General features: G+C 71.1%; 23 protein-coding genes. 15 read left to right on the top strand and 8 right to left on the bottom strand.

Annotated features, from left to right (window positions below):
- Nucleotides 1-22 precede the first annotated feature (22 nt).
- On the top strand, nucleotides 23-736 hold the full coding sequence (locus ABZ671_RS02220) for an ATP-binding cassette domain-containing protein (RefSeq protein ID WP_357849783.1): 714 nt from the start codon (nucleotides 23-25) through the stop codon (nucleotides 734-736).
- Nucleotides 737-740: 4 nt separating this feature from the next.
- Here the strand turns inward: ABZ671_RS02220 and ABZ671_RS02215 are convergent, their stop codons facing one another.
- Nucleotides 741-950: a hypothetical protein gene (locus ABZ671_RS02215; RefSeq protein ID WP_357849780.1), complete on the bottom strand. Its 210-nt coding sequence runs from the start codon at nucleotides 948-950 to the stop codon at nucleotides 741-743.
- A gap of 107 nt (nucleotides 951-1057) precedes the next feature.
- On the opposite strand from ABZ671_RS02215, the gene ABZ671_RS02210 reads away from it, so the two are divergent.
- Genes ABZ671_RS02210 through ABZ671_RS02190 form a run of 5 tightly spaced genes read left to right on the top strand, consistent with a single transcriptional unit; the run spans nucleotide 1058 to nucleotide 4816 of the window.
- Complete coding sequence (locus tag ABZ671_RS02210; RefSeq protein WP_357849777.1) at nucleotides 1058-1813, top strand: TIGR03089 family protein; 756 nt, start codon at nucleotides 1058-1060, stop codon at nucleotides 1811-1813.
- A 19-nt stretch (nucleotides 1814-1832) separates the two neighbouring features.
- Nucleotides 1833-2876 carry a hypothetical protein gene (locus ABZ671_RS02205; RefSeq protein ID WP_357849774.1) on the top strand — a complete coding sequence of 348 codons (1044 nt, stop codon included), beginning with the start codon at nucleotides 1833-1835 and terminating at the stop codon, nucleotides 2874-2876.
- Nucleotides 2877-2896: 20 nt separating this feature from the next.
- The gene (locus ABZ671_RS02200) at nucleotides 2897-3295 is read left to right on the top strand and encodes a YbaB/EbfC family nucleoid-associated protein (RefSeq protein WP_357849771.1); all 399 of its coding nucleotides are present in this window, start codon (nucleotides 2897-2899) and stop codon (nucleotides 3293-3295) included.
- Nucleotides 3296-3297: 2 nt separating this feature from the next.
- A complete protein-coding gene (locus ABZ671_RS02195; protein WP_357849768.1) occupies nucleotides 3298-3951 on the top strand; it encodes a hypothetical protein in 654 nt (217 codons plus the stop codon).
- Between the two features lie 13 nt (nucleotides 3952-3964).
- A complete protein-coding gene (locus ABZ671_RS02190) occupies nucleotides 3965-4816 on the top strand; it encodes a GNAT family N-acetyltransferase (RefSeq protein WP_357849765.1) in 852 nt (283 codons plus the stop codon).
- Between the two features lie 178 nt (nucleotides 4817-4994).
- Here the strand turns inward: ABZ671_RS02190 and ABZ671_RS02185 are convergent, their stop codons facing one another.
- Nucleotides 4995-5267: a hypothetical protein gene (locus tag ABZ671_RS02185; RefSeq protein WP_357849762.1), complete on the bottom strand. Its 273-nt coding sequence runs from the start codon at nucleotides 5265-5267 to the stop codon at nucleotides 4995-4997.
- Nucleotides 5264-5530: a DivIVA domain-containing protein gene (locus tag ABZ671_RS02180; protein ID WP_357850587.1), complete on the bottom strand. Its 267-nt coding sequence runs from the start codon at nucleotides 5528-5530 to the stop codon at nucleotides 5264-5266. Before ABZ671_RS02180 ends, ABZ671_RS02185 begins: the two co-directional genes overlap by 4 nt.
- 387 nt (nucleotides 5531-5917) lie before the next feature.
- Between ABZ671_RS02180 and ABZ671_RS02175 the strand changes: the two genes are divergently transcribed.
- From ABZ671_RS02175 to ABZ671_RS02160, 4 genes are all read left to right on the top strand, one after another.
- On the top strand, nucleotides 5918-6118 hold the full coding sequence (locus ABZ671_RS02175; protein WP_357850584.1) for a winged helix-turn-helix domain-containing protein: 201 nt from the start codon (nucleotides 5918-5920) through the stop codon (nucleotides 6116-6118).
- 198 nt (nucleotides 6119-6316) lie between these two features.
- Nucleotides 6317-7996: an Eco57I restriction-modification methylase domain-containing protein gene (locus tag ABZ671_RS02170; RefSeq protein ID WP_357849759.1), complete on the top strand. Its 1680-nt coding sequence runs from the start codon at nucleotides 6317-6319 to the stop codon at nucleotides 7994-7996.
- Nucleotides 7962-8183 carry a hypothetical protein gene (locus tag ABZ671_RS02165; protein WP_357849756.1) on the top strand — a complete coding sequence of 74 codons (222 nt, stop codon included), beginning with the start codon at nucleotides 7962-7964 and terminating at the stop codon, nucleotides 8181-8183. Before ABZ671_RS02170 ends, ABZ671_RS02165 begins: the two co-directional genes overlap by 35 nt.
- Before the next feature lie 14 nt (nucleotides 8184-8197).
- Complete coding sequence (locus ABZ671_RS02160; protein ID WP_357849753.1) at nucleotides 8198-8545, top strand: PaeR7I family type II restriction endonuclease; 348 nt, start codon at nucleotides 8198-8200, stop codon at nucleotides 8543-8545.
- Between the two features lie 119 nt (nucleotides 8546-8664).
- On the opposite strand, the gene ABZ671_RS02155 is transcribed toward ABZ671_RS02160, so the two are convergent.
- Nucleotides 8665-9153, bottom strand: coding sequence for a carboxymuconolactone decarboxylase family protein (locus ABZ671_RS02155; RefSeq protein ID WP_357849750.1), 489 nt, complete (start codon nucleotides 9151-9153; stop codon nucleotides 8665-8667).
- A 180-nt stretch (nucleotides 9154-9333) separates the two neighbouring features.
- On the opposite strand from ABZ671_RS02155, the gene ABZ671_RS02150 reads away from it, so the two are divergent.
- Complete coding sequence (locus ABZ671_RS02150; RefSeq protein WP_357849747.1) at nucleotides 9334-10224, top strand: RNA polymerase sigma-70 factor; 891 nt, start codon at nucleotides 9334-9336, stop codon at nucleotides 10222-10224.
- A gap of 23 nt (nucleotides 10225-10247) precedes the next feature.
- Nucleotides 10248-10646, top strand: coding sequence for a pyridoxamine 5'-phosphate oxidase family protein (locus ABZ671_RS02145; RefSeq protein WP_357849744.1), 399 nt, complete (start codon nucleotides 10248-10250; stop codon nucleotides 10644-10646).
- A gap of 27 nt (nucleotides 10647-10673) precedes the next feature.
- On the opposite strand, the gene ABZ671_RS02140 is transcribed toward ABZ671_RS02145, so the two are convergent.
- Both ABZ671_RS02140 and ABZ671_RS02135 read right to left on the bottom strand, forming a co-directional pair.
- Nucleotides 10674-10823, bottom strand: a complete 150-nt coding sequence (locus ABZ671_RS02140; protein ID WP_357849741.1) for a hypothetical protein — start codon at nucleotides 10821-10823, stop codon at nucleotides 10674-10676.
- A 340-nt stretch (nucleotides 10824-11163) separates the two neighbouring features.
- Nucleotides 11164-12843, bottom strand: a complete 1680-nt coding sequence (locus ABZ671_RS02135) for a DNA repair helicase XPB (protein ID WP_357849738.1) — start codon at nucleotides 12841-12843, stop codon at nucleotides 11164-11166.
- Nucleotides 12844-13017: 174 nt separating this feature from the next.
- Here ABZ671_RS02135 and ABZ671_RS02130 point away from each other — a divergent pair, with 174 nt between their 5' ends.
- The gene (locus ABZ671_RS02130; RefSeq protein ID WP_357849735.1) at nucleotides 13018-13833 is read left to right on the top strand and encodes a L,D-transpeptidase family protein; all 816 of its coding nucleotides are present in this window, start codon (nucleotides 13018-13020) and stop codon (nucleotides 13831-13833) included.
- Nucleotides 13834-13881: 48 nt separating this feature from the next.
- On the opposite strand, the gene ABZ671_RS02125 is transcribed toward ABZ671_RS02130, so the two are convergent.
- The gene (locus ABZ671_RS02125) at nucleotides 13882-16350 is read right to left on the bottom strand and encodes a helicase-associated domain-containing protein (RefSeq protein ID WP_357849732.1); all 2469 of its coding nucleotides are present in this window, start codon (nucleotides 16348-16350) and stop codon (nucleotides 13882-13884) included.
- A gap of 76 nt (nucleotides 16351-16426) precedes the next feature.
- Between ABZ671_RS02125 and ABZ671_RS02120 the strand changes: the two genes are divergently transcribed.
- Nucleotides 16427-17050 (top strand): HAD hydrolase-like protein, encoded by a 624-nt coding sequence (locus tag ABZ671_RS02120; RefSeq protein ID WP_357849729.1) that lies wholly within the window; start codon nucleotides 16427-16429, stop codon nucleotides 17048-17050.
- A gap of 27 nt (nucleotides 17051-17077) precedes the next feature.
- Nucleotides 17078-17464: a cold shock domain-containing protein gene (locus tag ABZ671_RS02115; protein ID WP_357849726.1), complete on the top strand. Its 387-nt coding sequence runs from the start codon at nucleotides 17078-17080 to the stop codon at nucleotides 17462-17464.
- Here the strand turns inward: ABZ671_RS02115 and ABZ671_RS02110 are convergent.
- Entirely contained in the window at nucleotides 17425-18255 is an 831-nt protein-coding gene (locus ABZ671_RS02110) for a 1,4-dihydroxy-6-naphthoate synthase (protein WP_357849723.1), read from the bottom strand. The two genes, ABZ671_RS02115 and ABZ671_RS02110, sit on opposite strands and share 40 nt — an antisense overlap.
- Nucleotides 18256-18553: the final 298 nt, after the last annotated feature.

The raw sequence follows: 18553 nt of genomic DNA, 5'->3' as shown, positions 1-18553 counted from the left end.
CCGACAGAAAGGCGATACGCACATGCTTATCGAAACCCGAGGAGTGGGAGTCTGCATCGGCTCTCACACCGTGTTCGACAACGTCGCAGTCACCTGTGAAAGCGGGCAGATGACTGCCCTCATCGGCCCGAGCGGGTGCGGGAAGACCACCCTGTTGCAGTGCCTCGGCCTGCTCCAGCAGCCCACCTGCGGACAGGTGCGCATCGACGGTGTCGAGACCACCGGCTGGAAGGATTCGGCACGGCGGAAGTTCTGGCGCCACCACGCCGCCTTCGTCCAGCAGGACTACGGCGTGATCGACGACGAGACCGTCGGGTTCAACGTCACCATGCAGATGAGCGTTCTTGGCCGGCGTCTGCCCGCCGACCAGCGACGCCTCGGCATTGCCTTGGAACGCACAGGCCTGACCGGCCGCAGCGCGGAACTCGCTGCCCACCTCTCCGGGGGCGAGAAACAACGCCTGGCGATCGCCCGAGCGATCTACAAGCGCGCCGACGTCCTCTACGCCGACGAGCCGACAGCCTCTCTCGACGCGGGCAACCGAGAAAGTGTCACCGCACTGTTGCGACAGCTCGCCGATAACGGCACCACGGTCATCATTGCCACTCACGATGAACGACTCGCCACCGCCTGCGACAAGACCCACGACCTGGCCAACGTGTCCGCCTCGGCAGGCGTGCGCGAGGTAGCCATCGGGCGCCTCCTCGCGCCCGCGTACTACTCAAGCCAGCGGTAGGAAGTCACCGGTGCCAAGGCAATGTGATACTGGCCCACCAGCGCAAACGATGACACCTATGCCCGGCTGGCGACGCCACCAGGAAGGCGTCGGCGACGACGTCCTCGGCCTGGCTGGGGTGCACGCGGCGCTGGGCGAAGCGCAGCACGTCGAGGTAGGCCTCGGCGTACAGCGCCCGGAAGCGCAACTCTCGATCCGGCTTCAACTTCGTCACAACCTCTACCTGTCCGGCACGGTCCCCACTGTTTCACCGTCAGCGGGCTGTCGATCGGCGGCGGGCGGGTCGTTAGGGTGGGCTGACCGGCAGGGAGGAGTTTCCCGATGGCTGACCGCACACCCGTCGCCCTAGCGGCCGACGCCCTGAGCGAGGGCGGGTCCCCGCTGCTCACCTACTACGACGAGGCGACCGGCGAACGGGTCGAGCTGACCGCGCCGGAGCTCGGCCGCTGGGCGGCGCGCAGCGCGAGCCTGCTGCGGGACGGGTGCGGGCTGGGCCCCGGCAGCCGGGTCGCGGTGCTGCTGCCGCCGCACTGGCGTACCGCCGCGGTGTTGATCGGCGCCTGGTCTGTCGGCATGGCGGTGTCGTTCCGGCCGCGGGCCACCGCCGGGCTGCCGGTCCTCGAACCGGGCGGCGACCGGCCGTACGACGCGGTGTTCGTGACCCCGGAACGCCTCGACGACTGGCTGGAGGACGTGCCCGAAGGGGTGCACCGCTATCTCGTCGGCACCGGTCCCGGGCCGCTGGCCGACGTGCCCGTCGGCTGGCTCGACTGGTCCAGCGAGGTGCTGCGGCACACCGACACCCCGCCCGACTACACCGCCGTCCGCCCATGGGACCCGGCCAGCCCCGACGGCACCAGCTACGGCGCCTGGCGGCGACTCGCGACGGAAATCGCCGAACAGCTCGACCTGCGGGCCGGTGACCGGCTCCTGGTCGACGCGGCCGAGCACGAGCAGCCGCTGAAGTGGCTCCTCGCCCCGCTCGCCGCCGGCGCGTCCGTGGTGATCTGCGCGAACCTGGCCCCCGCCCGCCGGGACGCCCGCATCGCCGCCGAGCAGCCCACCCGCGTGCTTTGAGAAGGAGAGGAAGGGCGGCATGGGTGACTTCGCTGTGGACCCGGACGACGTTCGCCTGCACGGGCGAACCCTCGGCACCACTGTCGCGGATGACTACGCGCACAAGGCGGACGAGATCGCCCGCGACGCGGTCGTCGAGCCGCCCGGGTTCGGCATCGCGCTGTCGCCGGCCGAGGCAATCTACATCCAGCGCGTCGAGTTTCTGGTCAAGGACGTGCAAGGCGCGGCGGACGTGTGCCGGCAGATCGGCGCGAAACTCGGCGTCGTCGCGGATCAGTACGAGCGCGCGGAGGACCTGCACGTCAGCGGGTTCGGTGGCACGCCGGCGTCGGTGAGCGGCTTCGCCGACGCCTACGGCAGGACGGGCGTGGCCCAGCTGGCTCAGGATCCGGGGGTGCTCGCCACCGCAGCCGCCTCGATCACACTGGTGGAGATCGGCGCGATCCTCGGCAGCATGTCGGCCTGCGCGGCGCTGTGCCCGACGTTCATCATCGGCGTGGCCGGCGCCGTGCTGTTCGTGGCCAACCCGGTCGGCATCGCCCAGGCCGGTGCCGATCTGATCCGCCATGGCGACCAGCTGCAGAAGGCCCTCAACGCGAACTTCGACAAGATCTGCTCGGCGGCCACCGGCACCTGGAAGGGCCAGGGCAAGGACAGTTTCGTCATCATGGCCACCAAGCTCAAGGCCCACCTGGACGAACTCGGCGCGTACATCCACACCCTGGGCGAGGCCCTGCACTCCCTGGAGATCGCCCTCAGCGGCCTGTGGCTGGCCCTGGGTGCGATGACCGCGCCGTTCCTGATCTGGCTGATCGCCATGCGCGCCGCCGAGCTCGTGCCCGGCGCCGCCGTCGTGCTCGAGCCGATCATCGAGGCAACCGGGGCGGTCGTGGCCGGCTCCGTCACCACCATCATTGCGGCGGTGGCCTCGCTGGGCGGGCTGGTCCTGGCGGTCATCAACGGGCTCGCCAAGGATTTCCTGAAGCTGATGGCGCTGCCGGACGACGGTGTCAAGGGCACGCCCGACCTGACCGAGTTCCATGTCGGCGAGAACTTCGCCTGACCCCACGGGAAGGAGTCTTCGTGACCGACCCAGACGTACGACGCCTCATCGAGGGCATGGCTGAGCAGGCGAACCGGTTCGCCGCCAGCATGCAGAACCTCACCGGTGAGGGGGCCGACGACGCGGGCCTGGTGCGGGCGACGTGCGGCGCGAGCGGCCGCCTTGTCGACATCGAGTTGGCCGCGGAGACCCGGCGGATGCAGACCTATGAGCTGCGAGAGGCCATCCTCGCCGCCGTCGGCCGGGCCGCCGACGCGGCCAGCGCCAACCTGGCCGATGTGGTCGCGCAGCTGACCCAGGGCGCCGATGCGTACGGCACTGACGCCGTCCGCCAGGCCCGGGAACAGGTCGCCCAGTATCAGCGGCTCGTCGACGCGCAGCGGGACAAGCTCGAACAGCTGCGCGTCAACCTCGGCTAGCCATGAGTATCCAGGCACCGGAGTTGCGCATGCGCCGGCCGATGCTGCGCGTGCTCGCTACGCTGCGGCCGATCAGAGCCGGCTACCGAATGCGCCCGGTGACCCTTGCGGGGATTTTCGGGCTGGCCGTCGTCGTGGCTCTGCTTCTGCTCGCGACCGCGCCGATGGGTCAGCCGACGTTGTGGATACCGGTCGTCGCCGCGCCTGCCGTGGCGCTGGCCATCCCCCTGATCTACCTGTTGGTCAGCATCGGCGCCGGCACCTGGTACGGCTACGGCGCCGGATACCCGATGCTCTCCATCGCCGACGGGGAGATCCGCGGCCGGCTGCGCGGCGTGTGGGCCGACGAACTGGCCGGCGCCGACCCTGAGGACCCGGACTGGTGGGACGTGCGGCTGCCGGCCGGTGCGCTCAGGGGCGTCCGCGTGGAGCGCGACAGGCCCGGTAGCCCGATCCTCGTGCTCGAACTGCCGCCTGCGGTAGCGGAGGCGCTGACCGCGCACGAGGACACCCGCAAGCTGGCCGAACACTGGCGCAGCCGCGTACACAGCCCGGCCGCCTGGCAGATCGGCCTCTTCGAGGGACGGTTCCGCCGTGAGCGCCGCTTGCGGACGCTGCTGGAGGCGCTCGACGCCGCAGGTGCCCCGCGATCCTGAGGAGTGAACGGACGTGCTGATCTGGAAAGAGTTCGGCGAGGAGCACCTCGCGGAGCTGACCGAACTGGCCGAGGCGTGCCTGGCCGTGGACGGTGGGCTGCCGCTGTTCGCCCGTCCTCCGCTGCTGCGGGCGCGGCTGCTCCAGACGCGTACCCTCGGTGCCTGGCACGACGGCGGCTTGGTCGCGGCCGTGGGGGTTGGCACCGGGCGGGTGCCGGCCACCAGCACCGGCCTGGTGCATCCGGCCTGGCGTGGGCGGGGCCTCGGCGGCCGACTGCTGAGCTGGGCGGAGGCGCAGGCCGGCGACGCCGACCTGCTGCTGACCACCGAGTCCTGGAACGCGGGCGCGGACGCCCTCTTCACGGCGCGCGGCTTCGAGCGGACCTTCACCGAGTGGGTGCTGCGGCACGACCTCGACGCTCTCCCGGACGTCGCCCGCCCCGACGGGGTGAAGACCGAGCCGGTGACGCTCGATACCGAACTGTTCGAGACGTACAGCGCGTCCTTCGCCGACCGGCCCGGCTTCGCCGCGCCCACCGCCGAGGAATGGCTGGGCGACCTGCGCGAGGACGACGAATACCGGCCGGACCTGTCGCTGCTCGCACGCGGCCCCGACGGCACGGCGGTCGGCTTCGTCAACATCATCGACAACTGGATCGACCAGGTGGGCGTCGTACCGGACTGGCGGGGCCGGCGGGTCGGGGCGTACCTGGTGGGGTGCGCGCTGCGGGCGCTGGCCGACGATGGTGCGCGGGAGGCGTGGCTCTGCGTGAACGACAACAACCCGGCCGCCGACCTGTACCGGCGGCTCGGGTTCCGCGACGCCGGCCGCCGCGCCCGCTATCTGCGCCGCCGCCGCCCGTGACGGCCACCGCCGGCAGCGCCGTGGCGTAGGACGACCGCCGGCCGGCTGGGCGCGCTGTCGTTGACCGCGCACATCGCCGCCGCGGGTGCCGGGAGCGGGCCGAGGTCCGCTCCACTCTGCCTTTGGACCTGATGACGTAAACGACTCAGGCTTCCCGGGCGCCTGCGACGGGTCGTCGTCACCGGCGGCGGTTGAGCCACGGTGCGCGCCGCGCGCAGGGCGAGCTGTGGTCGACCGGCAGCGCACACCGCCCGCCGCCGTCGGGCAACGGCCGATCACAGAAAACCCAATGGCGTACGCACTGCTGGTCCTCGGTCGACACGGTCACCCCGCCCGGCTCGATCCGGGCGCTGAGCTGGGCCAACAACCGGGCGGCGGTACGGGCGAAGATCCGGGCGCGGTGCAGGTCGGGCACGCTGACCGGCAGGTGGATCACCCAACGTTCGGTCATCGGTAGTGCCGTTTCGCCGCCTGGGCGCTCTGCCACGTGCGCAGGGCATCCTTGATGCGTACGTTCTCCTCCCGCACTGCGACCAGGGCGGTCTGCGCGACGGTGAGCTCGTCGGCCACCCGGTGCAGGAAGGCGCGGATCTCGACCGGGTCGAGGCCCTTCCGGCGTACGTTGAAATGCCGCTCGCGGATCTGCCAGGGCCGCAGAGGGAGTTTGTGCTGGCCTGCTTCCGGCGGACGTTGTTCCTCGCGTCGGCCCGCCAGCCGACGGATCAGGTTGCGCACGGGGACCGCCCTTCGTCGGATCGCATCGTGCTGGAAGGGGCGGCCTCCGCCGGTTGCGGTCGACGGAGACCGCCCCGCCCTGCGGCCTTGGCTCGGGTACGGCAGCAGGGCCCGCGCCGGGGGAGCGCGGAGGGTGAGGTCTCGACGGCGATGCGAGACCGGTACGAGAGGCGCCAACCGACCGCAGCAGCACCGCATCACCAGGAGTGACGGTATTGCCACCGAGTCACCTATGTCAAGCATGTCTCTGAGTCAGTGATTCACCTGTGTCACCCGTGCTACGTGCGTTGCCTGTGCCGGAGCGGTTGATCGATACTGGGCGGGCCAACCGACTGCAAGGGGCCTGACGTGCCTATTCCACCCACAATGGACGAGCTGCTCGACGATCTGATGAGCAAGATCAAAGACGGGACGTACCCGCCCGGCTCGCAGCTGCCCTCCGGGCGGGCGCTGGCAGACGCGTATGACGTCTCGCAGTCCACGATCAGCCGGGCGGTGGCGAAGCTGCGGGAGCAGGGCGTGCTGGTCGGCCGCCCAGGCCGCGGCGTCTTCGTCGCCGAGTCCTGAGGGCGGTGACGGCTGGGCTGAGTCGTTTACGACATCAGGTCTGTAGCGAGTGCGAGGGACAGTCACTCCCGGCTCGATCGCTCCCGGCGATGGTGTCTGCATATCCGCGCCTGACGAGGATGCGCTGACGCCGCTCCGGCGCCGTGTCGCGCTTTCCTGGCCGGCTTGGCGACCAGCCGTCTGTCCTATGCTCGTCGGATGGACGCGGTGGCAGGTCAGGCGCGACAGCTCATGCACGGCGAGGTCTTCACTCGCCGTTGGGTCGTCGATCTGATCCTTGACCTGGCTGGCTACACCCCCGACCGAGATCTCGCCGCGTTGGTGGCGGTCGAACCGGCCTGTGGCGGCGGTGCCTTCCTGGCCTCGATGGCGGCCCGCGTCAGCGCCTCGTGCCGGAAGCACGACCGCCCCCTGCTGGACGCGAAGCGCGCACTGCGCGCCTTCGACCTGCTGGCACCCAACGTGGCGGCCAGCCGCCGGCTGATACGGCAGGTGCTGGTCGATGAAGGCTGGTCGCTCGCAGAGGCGGGCGAGGTGGCGGCGGCGTGGGTGCGGCAGGGCGACTACCTCCTCGAGATGCAGGTCGCCGGGGGCGTGGACTTCGTCGTGGGCAACCCGCCATACGTACGGCTGGAAGATGTGCCGGCGGATCGCATGCTCGCCTACCGCGCCGCGTGTCCCACCATGACCGGCCGTTCCGATCTCTACGTCGGCTTCTATGAGCGTGGTTTGCGCTCGCTGAAACCGGGCGGCGTACTCGCGTACATCTGTGCCGACCGCTGGATGCGCAACCAGTACGGCCGGCATCTGCGGGAACTCATCGCCACTGGTTACAGCGTTGACGTCGCCGTCACCATGCACGACGTGGACGCGTTCGAGGAGCAGGTCGCGGCCTACCCGGCGGTCACCGTGCTGCGCCGCGCCCCGCAGGCGGCCGTCGCCGTAGCGGACACCCGACGGTCTTTCGGACCTGCGGACGCTCTCGAGTTGGTGGAATGGATCGCCAACCCGGAGTCCTCACCCCGGGCGGACGACCGCTACGAGATCGCCCGCCTACCCCACTGGTTCGACGGCGGGGACTCCTGGCCGTCCGGCTCCCCGGCCCGGCTCGCCCTGATCGAGGCGTTGAACGACCGCTTCTCCCCCCTGGAGGACCCGGCGACCGGCACCCGGGTCGGCATCGGTGTGGCGACGGGTGCCGACGGCGTCTTCATCACCACGGACGCGGACGTCGAGCCGCGACGGCTGCTGCCGCTGTCGATGGTCCGCGACACGACGTCGGGCACGCTGTCGTGGTCCGGCCACTATCTTGTCAACCCCTGGGATGCCGACGGGCAACTCGTGGACCTGGACGCCCTGCCGCGCCTGCGGGCGTATTACCAGCGGCACGCCGCCACCCTGAAGCGCCGGCACGTCGCCGGCAAACGGCCCGCGCACTGGTACAAGACGATCGACAAGGTCGACCACTCCCTGATTGCCCGCCCGAAGCTGCTCCTCCCGGACATGAAGACCACCATTCATCCCGTCCTGGACGAGGGTGGCTTCTACCCGCATCACAACCTGTACTACATCGTCTCCGACGCCTGGGATTTGCGAGTCCTGGGCGGACTGTTGCTCTCCCGTGTCGCACAGGCCTTTGTGGAGGCTTACGCGGTTAGGATGCGTGGCGGCACCCTTCGGTTCCAAGCCCAGTATCTGCGTCGGATCCGTGTCCCAAGGCCCGAGACCATCTCGGCCGCCGACCGTGCTGCGCTCGCCGCCGCGTTCGCCAAGCGGGATACGCGCGCGGCGACGGAGGTTGCGCTGCGCGTGTACGGGATTGAGGACTCGGGGGATGTGCTCGATGGATCAGTGGGCGTTCGAGGAGGCGGTTCGTAACTCCTGGGCGGTTCGAGAGTCGCAGGCCGCGAAGAAGCTGCTGTCCGGCAAGGCGGACACCGGTGGCCGAGGCGCGGTCACGGGCGGGGCGCATCTCGACGCGCTGACCGAGTTGCTGGCAAACGTTTTCCGCGACGCCGGCTTTCCGCCCGACGCCGTGCGTTGCAAATCCACGAAGAGGCGATAGGGAGCGCCGTCGACGTGCGGCGGGCGTACGAGCATGGTCTGCTCGGCCCGCTTCGACCGTGGCTCGGCTACGTGCTTCTGCTGGAAGAGGCGGCCGGCTCGACCCGCAAGGGCAGGACCCGGAGCGGCACGTTGCCGGTCGACCCGGTCTTCGTCGACACGTCATACCTCGACCGGTACGCGATCCTCTGCAAGCGCCTGATGAGCGCGGGCCTGTACGACGCCACCTGCCTTGTCACTTCGTCCCGGGAGCCTGAAGCGCCGATTCGGCAGCCCGACCCCGAGATCGGGTTCGCCGCCTTCGTCGGCGCCATCGCCGCCCACATCGAGCAGGTCGGTGTCCTACGCCCAGGGCTCAACTGAGTCCGACGGCCGAATCGTTTACGACATCAAGTCTGTAGGAAGCGCGAGGGACACCCGGGCCGCGCCTGGACCCGGCCCGGGATCGGCTGATCCTGGGCCGGGCCGGCTTTGTCGGTGAGTCAGTGGTCGAACGCGGCGGCGAACATGCCGGGCTGGTAGGAACCTCCCCGCTGGTGCACGATCACGGCGAGCCGGTTAGCGGCGTTGATCAGGGCGACCAGGGAGATCAACGCGGCGATCTGGTCGTCGTCGTAGTGCTTGCGTACCTGGGCCCAGGTCTCGTCGGACACGCCCTGGTGGGCGTCGGCGAGCCGGGTGCCCTCCTCGGCGAGCGCCAGCGCGGCCTGCTCGGCCTCGGTGAAGACGGTGGACTCGCGCCAGGCGGCGACCAGGTGGAGCCGGACGGAGGTTTCGCCAGCCGCCTCGGCCTCCTTGGTGTGCATGTCGATGCACCAACCGCAACCGTTGACCTGGCTGGCCCGCAGCGACACCAGCTCCTGGGTGGACTTCGGCAGCGGCGACTGCTGGATCACCATGCCGGCGTTGGCGAACCGCTTGAAGAACTTGACGGCGATCTCGTTGTCGAACATGTTGAACCGGGTGTCCATCGTTTCGTCCTCACTCGTGGTGTGGCGTTGACGAACAAGAGATGCCGGCGATCAGGCCCCTGTGACAGCACGGCCAGGTGACGCCCGACACAGTCAGCGGCCAAGGCGACGTCCCGGTGTCACAGAGCAGCGGTGCCCGGCATCTGGTGGGTGACGCAGTCGAGCGAACAGGAGCCACCCATGATGGGTACGCCGGACCAGGCCACCGAGACGTTCGTCGCCCACCGCAACCTGCTGTTCACGGTCGCCTACGAGATGCTCGGCTCGGCCGCCGATGCGGAGGACGTCCTGCAGGAGACCTGGCTGCGGTGGGCCGGGGTCGACCTCGGCACGGTACGGGATCAGCGCGCCTACCTGGTCCGGATCACCACCCGCCAGGCACTCGCCCGGCTGCGTACCCTCGGCCGGCGCAAGGAGTCGTACGTCGGCCCGTGGTTGCCCGAGCCGCTGCTGACTACGCCCGACGTGGCGGAGGACGTCGCGTTGGCCGACAGCGTCTCGATGGCGATGCTGCTGGTGCTGGAGACGCTCGCGCCGACCGAGCGGGCGGTGTTCGTGCTGCGCGAGGTGTTCGACCTCGGGTACGACGAGATCGCCGAAGCCGTCGACAAGAGCGAAGCCGCCGTACGCCAGATCGCGCACCGGGCACGGGCCCACGTCGCAGCGCGGCGACCCCGGCAGGTCGTCTCAGCGGCCGAGACCCGGGGTGCGCTCGACGCGTTCCAGCGGGCGGTCGAGACGGGCGAGCTGCAGAGCCTGCTCGACATTCTCGCGCCGGATGTGGTCCTGCTCGGCGACGGCGGCGGAGTCAAGCAGGCCGTCCCGCGCCCCATCGTGGGGGCCGACAAGGTGGCACGCTTGCTGGCCGGCGGGTGGGGCAGGGTCGCCGGCATCTCGTCGCTGCGGCCGGCGCAGGTCAACGGTCACCCGGCGCTGATTGTCCACCTCGACGGCGAGCTCGACAGCGTCCTGGCCCTGCGTATCGACGACGGCCTGATCACCGGGATCTACGCCGTACGCAATCCCGAGAAGCTGTCGCACATGGAGCGGGAAACCGTCCTGCGCCGCTGAGGGCCGGAAGAAAGGAGGGCGTCGTGCCGGAAAAGCTCGACCAGGAGGTTCTCCAGCGGTTACGTCACGAGTGGCACGTGTGGCTCTGCACGCTACGGCCGGACGGCAGCCCGCACGTCACCCCGGTCTGGTTCGTGTTCCACGAGATGGCCTGGTGGGTGGGCAGTTCTGCCCGGAACAAGAAGGTACGCAACCTGGCGCGAGACCCCCGGGTGTCGCTTGCCCTGGAGGGTGGCGTCGCTCCGGTCGTGGCCGAGGGCTCGGCCACGATCCACCGCGACGATTTCCCGGCCGACATCGTGGAGATGTTCAAGGGCAAGTACGACGGGTGGGACATCACCGCGCTGGTCACGGCCGAGGGCGCCCGCGTCCTGATCCAGGTCCCCGTCGCACGATGGCTTCTCGCCGGGCGAGCACAGTAAGTGCACGAGCCGCCTGACCGGCGCCGGTCAGTCACGCTCTTGCGGCAGGTCGGGCTGCACGTCGACATCGAAGCTGTGCGGGTCGACGTCGAGCATGAGGGCGATGGCTTCACGTGCCATCCCTTCGACCTGGTCGAGACGGCGAGCCTGAGAGAAGACGCCCTTGATCTCCGGCACGCTGATCGCCCACCAAGCGCCCGAGCGTACGCATCTGGCGGTGTACCTCATCAGCGACGCCCCAGTTCGTCGCCGCCTGCGCCGAGTTTCCATCCCTCTCGTGGCTGGCCTCCTCGCAGATTGCGGCTCTGCAGGGGCTCCATGAGCTTGTGCGTGAAGTGATCGCGGACATGGCGGAGCAGGGCGAGCAGGTGCCGCCGCGGGGCCAGTTCGCCCCTTCGACCGCCGTCGCCCCGAGGCGCGCGCGCCTCACGATCGACTCCGTGTGCGGCACGTGGGGTGTCGGGGTGGCCCGGAGACCACGACATGCCGCACACGGAGTTGATCAAGCTCGAAGGGGTCAGTCGAAGGAGGGCAGCGTCGGGCCGAGGACGTCGTCGGCGTCCACGATGGTGTACGCGTACCCCTGTTCGGCGAGGAAGCGCTGCCGGTGGGCGGCGTACTCGGTGTCGATGGTGTCCCGGGAGACGACCGTGTAGAAGTGCGCCTGCCGGCCGTCGGACTTCGGGCGCAGCACCCGGCCGAGGCGCTGGGCCTCCTCCTGGCGGGAGCCGAACGTGCCGGAGACCTGGATCGCCACGGCCGCCTCGGGCAGGTCGATGGAGAAGTTGCCGACCTTCGAGATCACCAGCGTCCGCAGCGAGCCGGAACGGAACGCGTCGAAGAGGCGCTCGCGCTCCTTGTTGGTGGTCGAGCCCTGCACGATCGGCGCGTCCAGATACTCGCCGAGCTGGTGGAGTTGGTCGATGTAGCCGCCGATGACCAGCACCTGCTCGTTCGGGTGCCGCTCGACCAGGGCGCGCACCACGGGCAGCTTGGTGCGGGCGGTCGCGGCCATCCGGTAGCGCTCCTCGGCCTCGGCCGTCGCGTACGTCATCCGCTCGGCGTCGGTGAGGGTGACCCGTACCTCGGTGCACTGAGCCGGGGCGATCCAGCCCTGCGACTCGATGTCCTTCCAGGGCGCGTCGTACCGCTTCGGGCCGATCAGGCTGAACACGTCTCCCTCGCGGCCGTCCTCGCGTACCAGGGTCGCGGTCAGCCCCAGCCGGCGGCGGGCCTGGAGGTCCGCGGTGAACCGGAAGATCGGCGCGGGCAGCAGGTGCACCTCGTCGTAGACGACCAGGCCCCAGTCGCGGGCGTTGAACAGATCCAGGTGGGTGAACGCGCCGGCGCGCCGCGAGGTGAGCACCTGGTACGTGGCGATGGTGACCGGCCGGATCTCCTTGCGCTCACCCGAGTATTCGCCGATCTCCTCCTCGGTCAGCGAGGTGCGGGCGATCAGCTCCCGTTTCCACTGCCGGCCGGCGACCGTGTTCGTCACCAGGATCAGCGTGGTCGCCTTCGCCTCGGCCATGGCCGCCGCGCCGACGAGGGTCTTGCCGGCACCGCAGGGGAGCACCACCACGCCCGACCCGCCGGCCCAGAACGCCTCCACGGCCTCCCGCTGGTACGACCGGAGCGTCCACGGCTTCACGCCGTCCTTGCCGGCCTCGGCCAGCTCGATCGGGTGCGCCTCGCCGTCGACGTAACCGGCCAGGTCCTCGGCCGGCCAGCCCAGCTTGAGCAGCGCCTGCTTGAGCCGGCCCCGCTCGGACGGGTGCACCGCGATGGTGTCGTCGTCGAGCTTCGCGCCGAGCATCCCGGCGAGCTTCTTGCTCTTGGCGACCTCGATCAGCACAACCCGGTCCAGGGCGCGCAGCACCAGGCCGTGCGCCGGGTCGTTGGCGAGCTGGAGCCGGCCGTACCGGTCCATGGTCTCGGCCACGTCGACCAGCAGCGCGTGCGGCACCGGGTAGCGCGAGTATTTGATCAGCGAGTCCACCACGCCCTCGGCGTCGTGGCCGGCCGCCCGGGCGTTCCACAAACCCAGCGGGGTGAGCCGGTAGGTGTGCACGTGCTCGGGGGAGCGCTCCAGCTCGGCGAAGGGCGCGATGGCCATCCGGCATGCTTGCGCGTCGGGGTGGTCGATCTCCAGCAGCAGGGTTTTGTCCGACTGCACGATCAGTGGTCCACCGCCCATGCCAGCGCCCTCTCCCTTGCCGGATTCTCCTCGCCCGCATGCCGGCTGACCTGCCGAAGGCGGACCATCCAGTCTTGCACGCGGAAAGGTGTCCGAAAAATGTCACGCCGGACAGGCAACGAGACATCCGCCTCACACGTCTAGAAAGGGAACACCTTTCCAGGGGGAGGGTCCATGAAGCATGTCCGGGTCACGGCTCGGGTCGTCGCGTTAGCGGCGGTCGTGCTGGTCGGCGTGGGTGCGTGTGCGCTCGATCCGCAGGGTGACAGCGCCGGGGCGGCCGCCCCGATGCCCGTCGCCATGACGGAGACAGCATCGGGGGCGAACGCGCACGCACTCACACCGCGTCAGTCGACCCAGTCCACGACGACCGCCGCCGTGTCGAAGTCAAGCGCCACCGGCTGCCCGCTGGGCGAGCACCAGCGGGCCGTGGAGAAGTATTTGAACAAGTTGGGCGGGTTCGGCAAGCTGACCGAGGACGGTAAGCAGTCCGCCGCCGACTGCGCCGCGATCAAGAAGTTCCAGCGCCGGTACGGGATCAGCCCCACCAATGGCCGCGCCGGCCCCACCACGTACGACGTGGCCAAGCGGCTGGCCACCACCGATGTACGCCGCTGCAAGGCCGGCTCCGCGCTGACCTTCTGCATCGACCTGACCCGGCAGACGGTCTGGGCGATGAAGGGCGGCAAGGTCGTCATGCGCCCGACGGTCACCCGCACCGGCATGGCCGGGTACGCCACCCCGACCGGCACCTACCGGGTCGGCTGGCGGAACAAGAAGGCCTGGTCCACCCCGTACAAGGTGTGGCTGCCGTACTGGCAGCAGTTCAACGGTGGGATCGGCTTCCACGAGACCACCACCTACCTGCACAACAAGTCGATCGGCTCGCACGGCTGCATCAACCTGCTGCACCAGGACGCGGTTCAGCTCTGGAAGCTGGGCAAGGTCGGCACCCGGGTGGTCGTCTTCGGTCACCGCGCCGGCACCTGAGTCGCCCCGGCGACTGACTCGGCCCCGGGCCTGCGGCCCGGGGCCGAGTCAGTCCTCCAACACTGCAGCGGTGATCCGGGCCAGCGCGAAGGTGTGCAGCATCTCCGTCCGTTCGTCCTCGGCACGCAGGTAGCCCGCCCCGATCGACACCGGGCGGACCAGCCGGGACGCGGTCGCCCCGTGCGCGTCGACGTAGCCCACCCAGACCAGCGCCTTGTCGCGGACCGCCTGCTGGAGCACGGCGAGCGCGTCGCTGTGCGTGTGCGCGGGCACCGGACCCGTGCGCGCCACGCCACCCCGGACCACCGCCGGGGCGCGCCGGGCCGCCCGCGCCGCCGCGTCTCCGCGTCGGATCTGCTCCACCACCCCGAGCAGCCGGGGCATGGGCAGCCTGGGTGTGGCGAGCGGGTCCAGGCCGCGGGAGGTGACCGGCACCCGGACCGGGGCCCGTCGGGTCTTCGGCCGGGACAGCACCGCCGAGCCGCTGGCGTCCTCCGGCACCGGCGCGTACCCGGCGTCGCGCAGCGCGGACAGCATCCGCCCCACCTGGTACGGGGTGACCAGCACCGTCGGAGCCAGCCGGCGGAACGCCATCGACTCCAGTCGCTTGTCGGCCAGCACCTCGCTGAGCAGCGCCTCGTCGTCGCTGCGCACGTACCCGCCGGCCCCGCCGACCCGCAGCCCGCCGTGCTTGCGGGCCACGTCGTCCACCAGGTAGGCCAACCCCTGCGGCACCGGCGTACGCGAGCGGCGGCGGAACAGCGCGTGCAGGTCGTCGGCCGAGTAGCCGGCGTCCAGGGCCCGCCGGACGCTGGCCGTGGTGACCCGGTGCACGCTCGCCCCGCCCGCCGACTCGTGTTCGGCCACCACCTCCAGCTCGCCGGCGAGCGCCGGGTCGGGCGGGCCGGGCACCACCACGGTCAGGTCGGCCTGCAGCAGGAAATGGTCGACCGGGGCGGGCAGCAGCGCGTCCAACGCGCGTACGGCGGTCGACGGCTCGCCCGACTCGGCGTCGGAGAGCAGCCCGAGCGGGTCGTCGGCCCGCTCGTCGGCCTCGGTCACGTCGACCAGCAGCAGCCGCCCGTACGAGGTGAGCGCGCCGAGCCCGGTCACCCCGAGCTGGGCCGCCTCGGCCAGCACCTCGCGGTGCGCGGCCTCCCGGCCCCGGGCCCGTCGGGGCGCCCGCCAGTCCAGCAGCGCCAGCACCTCGTCCGGGGTCGGGGCGGTCGCCGGGGCCAGGTCGGCCAAGACGGCGAGCACACCGCGTCGGGCGGTCGGGGCGCCGGCCCGTTCCGCCTCGGCGGACAGCACCGAGATCGGCCGGTCCCGGTCGTCGCGCTGGCCGACCAGGCCCACCTGTCGGGTCATGGCCAGCCAGGCCCGGGCCAGCTGCTCCCAGCGCTGGGCGAGCGAGCTGGCCCGCCACACCTCGTACCCGCCGGTGGGCAGGATCTGTTGGTCGCCGCCGTACCGGGTGGTGGCCACACCGGTCAGCTCCAGCTCGCCGAGCAGCCCGGCCGCGTACGCCACCTCGAACAGCAGCGCGGTGGTCGGCTCGTCCAGCCCGATCCCGCGGGCGAGCCGGCGCAGGTCGCGGACGCCGACGCCGCCGGATCGCAGCACCGGGGCCGGCTCGGTGGCGAGGCTCTCCAGCAGCGCTTCGGTGTGGCGTACCACCTCCATGGTCTGTCCGGCCCCGGCGGAGTCGACGGCCTTCGGCTCCCGGGGCAGGCTCGCCACCACGGGCGGGTCGGTCCGCAGCGGGCCGAGCGGCCCGCTGTCCCGGCGTAGCAGCAGCGCCACCTCGCGGGGCAGTTCGACGGCGCCGCCCCGGCCGCTGGAGATCGGCACGAGCAGCCGGTGATCCACCAGCCAGCGGATCGGCGAGCCGGTCGGTGCGCCGCCGTTGGTCAGGTCCGGGGGCAGTTCGTCCTCCGCGCCGGTGGCGGGGGCGTCGAGCGCGCCCGGGGGCACCGTGCCGACGGGCGGCCCGGCGGCGAGCCGGTCCAGGATCGCCCGGGCCGAGGGGGGTGCGGCCAGCAGCGTCCGCCGCAGCTTCGCCGGGTCCGCGCAGAGCGCCGCCGTCCGTGGGTCCAGCTCCGCCGCCGGTCGGCCCAGCCCCGCCGGGTACGGGGAGACCTCGTCGACCCCGTCCACCACGTGCAGGTCGTGTTCGGGGCCGTAGAGCAGGAAGAGCGCGCGGAGCTTGTCCACGGCGCGCCGGATGGCGGTCGGGGCGGGCGGGTGCGGGCCGGCGGTGGCCAGCGCCAGGATCGCCTCGGTGGCGGTGCCGCCGCCCTCCGGGTCCCGGGTGAGCCGGGCGGCGTCCAGGACTTGCAGGGTGAACTGGTCCAGTCCGTCGAGCGCCCGGGCCACGGAGACCCGCGACTGGGCCCGGATGGCCAGGGCGGAGATGTCGGCCGGCACCGGCACGACGAGGTCCGGCCGCAGCCGCAGGAGGGCGGCCAGGGACTCGTCGGGAAGGGTCCGCAGGTGGTCGGCGAGTGAGGTGGTCATCGTCGTACCACGCTAGCCCGGTCAGGGGTGGTCGCGCCCCTCGGACGTCCGGCTCGGTTCTGGGTACGTTCTCGGCATGCCTTCACTGATGGTCGGCTTCGACCTCGACATGACTCTGGTCGACTCGCGTCCCGGCATCGCCGCCGCGTACCGGGCGCTGACCGCGCTGACCGGCGTGCCCGTCGACGCGGACGCGGCGGTGTCGCGGCTCGGCCCGCCGCTGCGCACGGAAATCGCCCACTGGTTCCCGCCCGAGCAGGTGGAGGAGGCGGTGGTCACCTACCGCGAGCTCTACCCGGCGTACGCGATCACCCCGAGCCTGCCGATGCCCGGCGCGGAGGCCGCGATCGAGGCGGTGCACGCGCGTGGCGGCCGGGTCATGGTGGTGACCTCGAAGCTCGGCCGGCTGGCGAAGCTGCACCTGGACCATCTCGGGCTGGCCGTTGACGAGCTGGCCGGGGACCTCTTCGCCGAGCAGAAGGCGACCGCGCTGCGGGAGCACGGCGCCACCCTCTATGTGGGGGATCACCTCGCGGACATGGTGGCCGCGAAAGCGGCGGGAATCCCGGGCGTGGGAGTGGCGACCGGGCCCTGCCCGCCGGACGAACTGCGGGACGCCGGGGCGCACACGGTGTTGGATGATCTCACCCGATTCCCAGCGGCGCTGGACCGGATCATCCGGCTAGCCTTGAGGGGGTAGCGGTATCGAGCGAAGCAGGGGTTTCAAGTGCCGACGGGTCGAGTGAAGTGGTATGACGCGGCCAAGGGATACGGATTCGTCACCAGCGACGAGGGTGGCGACGTGTTCCTGCCCAAGGGCGCGCTGCCGGCGGGTGTCACCGACCTGAAGGGCGGCCAGCGGGTCGATTTCAGTGTGGTCGACAGCCGGCGCGGCGCTCAGGCGATGGGCGTGAAGTTGCTGGAGGCGCCGCCGTCCGTGGCGGAGCTGCGCCGCCGACCGGCCGAGGAGCTGCACGGCATGGTCGAAGACATGATCAAGGTGCTGGAGGCGAAGGTCCAGCCGGCCCTGCGCGGGGGCCGCTTCCCCGATCGCAAGACCGCGCAGAAGATCGCTCAGCTGGTCCACGCGGTGGCGAGCGAGCTGGAGGTCTGAGGGACGAGCCCGGCGTCGGCGGCCCGGCCCAGCAGCACCTCGACGGCGGCGAAGCCGGCCTCACCAAGGTCGGCGGTGAAATCGTTGACGTAGAGGGCGATGTGCCGGTCCACCACGTCGGGCTCCATCTCTTGCGCGTGGGCCAGGACGTACTCCCGGCTGGCCTCCGGGTCGGCCCACGCCTGGCGGACCGACTCGCGGACCCACGCGGCGGCCTCGACCGGGTCGACGGAGCCCTTGCGGGCCAGGATCGCGCCGAGCGGGATCGGCAGGCCGGTGTCGCCCTCCCACCACTCGCCGAGGTCGACCAGCGCGGTCAGCCCGTGCCGGGGGTAGGTGAACCGGGCCTCGTGGATCACCAGCCCGGCGTCGTACCGCCCGGCGGCGACGCCCGGCATGATCTCGTGGAACGGCACCACCTCGATCCGCGCCGGCGGCCGTTCCGCCGACCAGAGCCGGAAGAGCAGGTACGCCGTGGTCCGCTCGCCCGGCACCGCCACGGTCGCGCCGGACAGGTCGGCCCGGTCGCCGCGGGTGAGCACCAGCGGACCGCAGCCCCGGCCCAGCGCGCCGCCGCAGGGCAGCAGGTGGTAGTCGTCGAGCAGCCAGGGCAGCGCCGCGTAGCTCACCTTCACCAGGTCGAACGCCCCGCGCTCGGCAGCCGTGTTGGTGACGTCCACGTCGGCGTAGGTCACCTCGACCGGCGGCGCGCCCGGCACCCGGCCGTGCACCAGGGCGTCGAAGACGAAGGTGTCGTTGGGACAGGGGGAGATCGCCAGGGAGAGCGCCACGTCCCCCACGGTAACCCCGGGTCGCGGACCACCCGACACCCCGGTCCCGCCGCTGGGTTGGCGCAGGCTCGTGCTGCGTGGGCTCGTACCGCCGGGAACAAGACTCGCTGTTGCCTTTGGAGCTGATAGCGCAGACGACTCGCCGGGGCAGAGGCCGGGCCGGGGGCGCGATATCACCAGCGACTCAGCTCCAAAGCGCCTCGCTGTCCACACCTTTTCCGGCCGTGGAGTCGATGTCCACAGGGTTATCCACAGGTGGGCCCGTCGTGTTGAAAAGGCGGTGGGAAGCTGGAGAGCA

This window comes from Micromonospora sp. NPDC006766, assembly GCF_040636055.1.
Taxonomy (GTDB): Bacteria; Actinomycetota; Actinomycetes; order Mycobacteriales; family Micromonosporaceae; genus Micromonospora.
The sequence above is the reverse complement of the archived record's forward strand: the minus strand, read 5'-3'. Positions and strand labels throughout refer to the sequence as shown.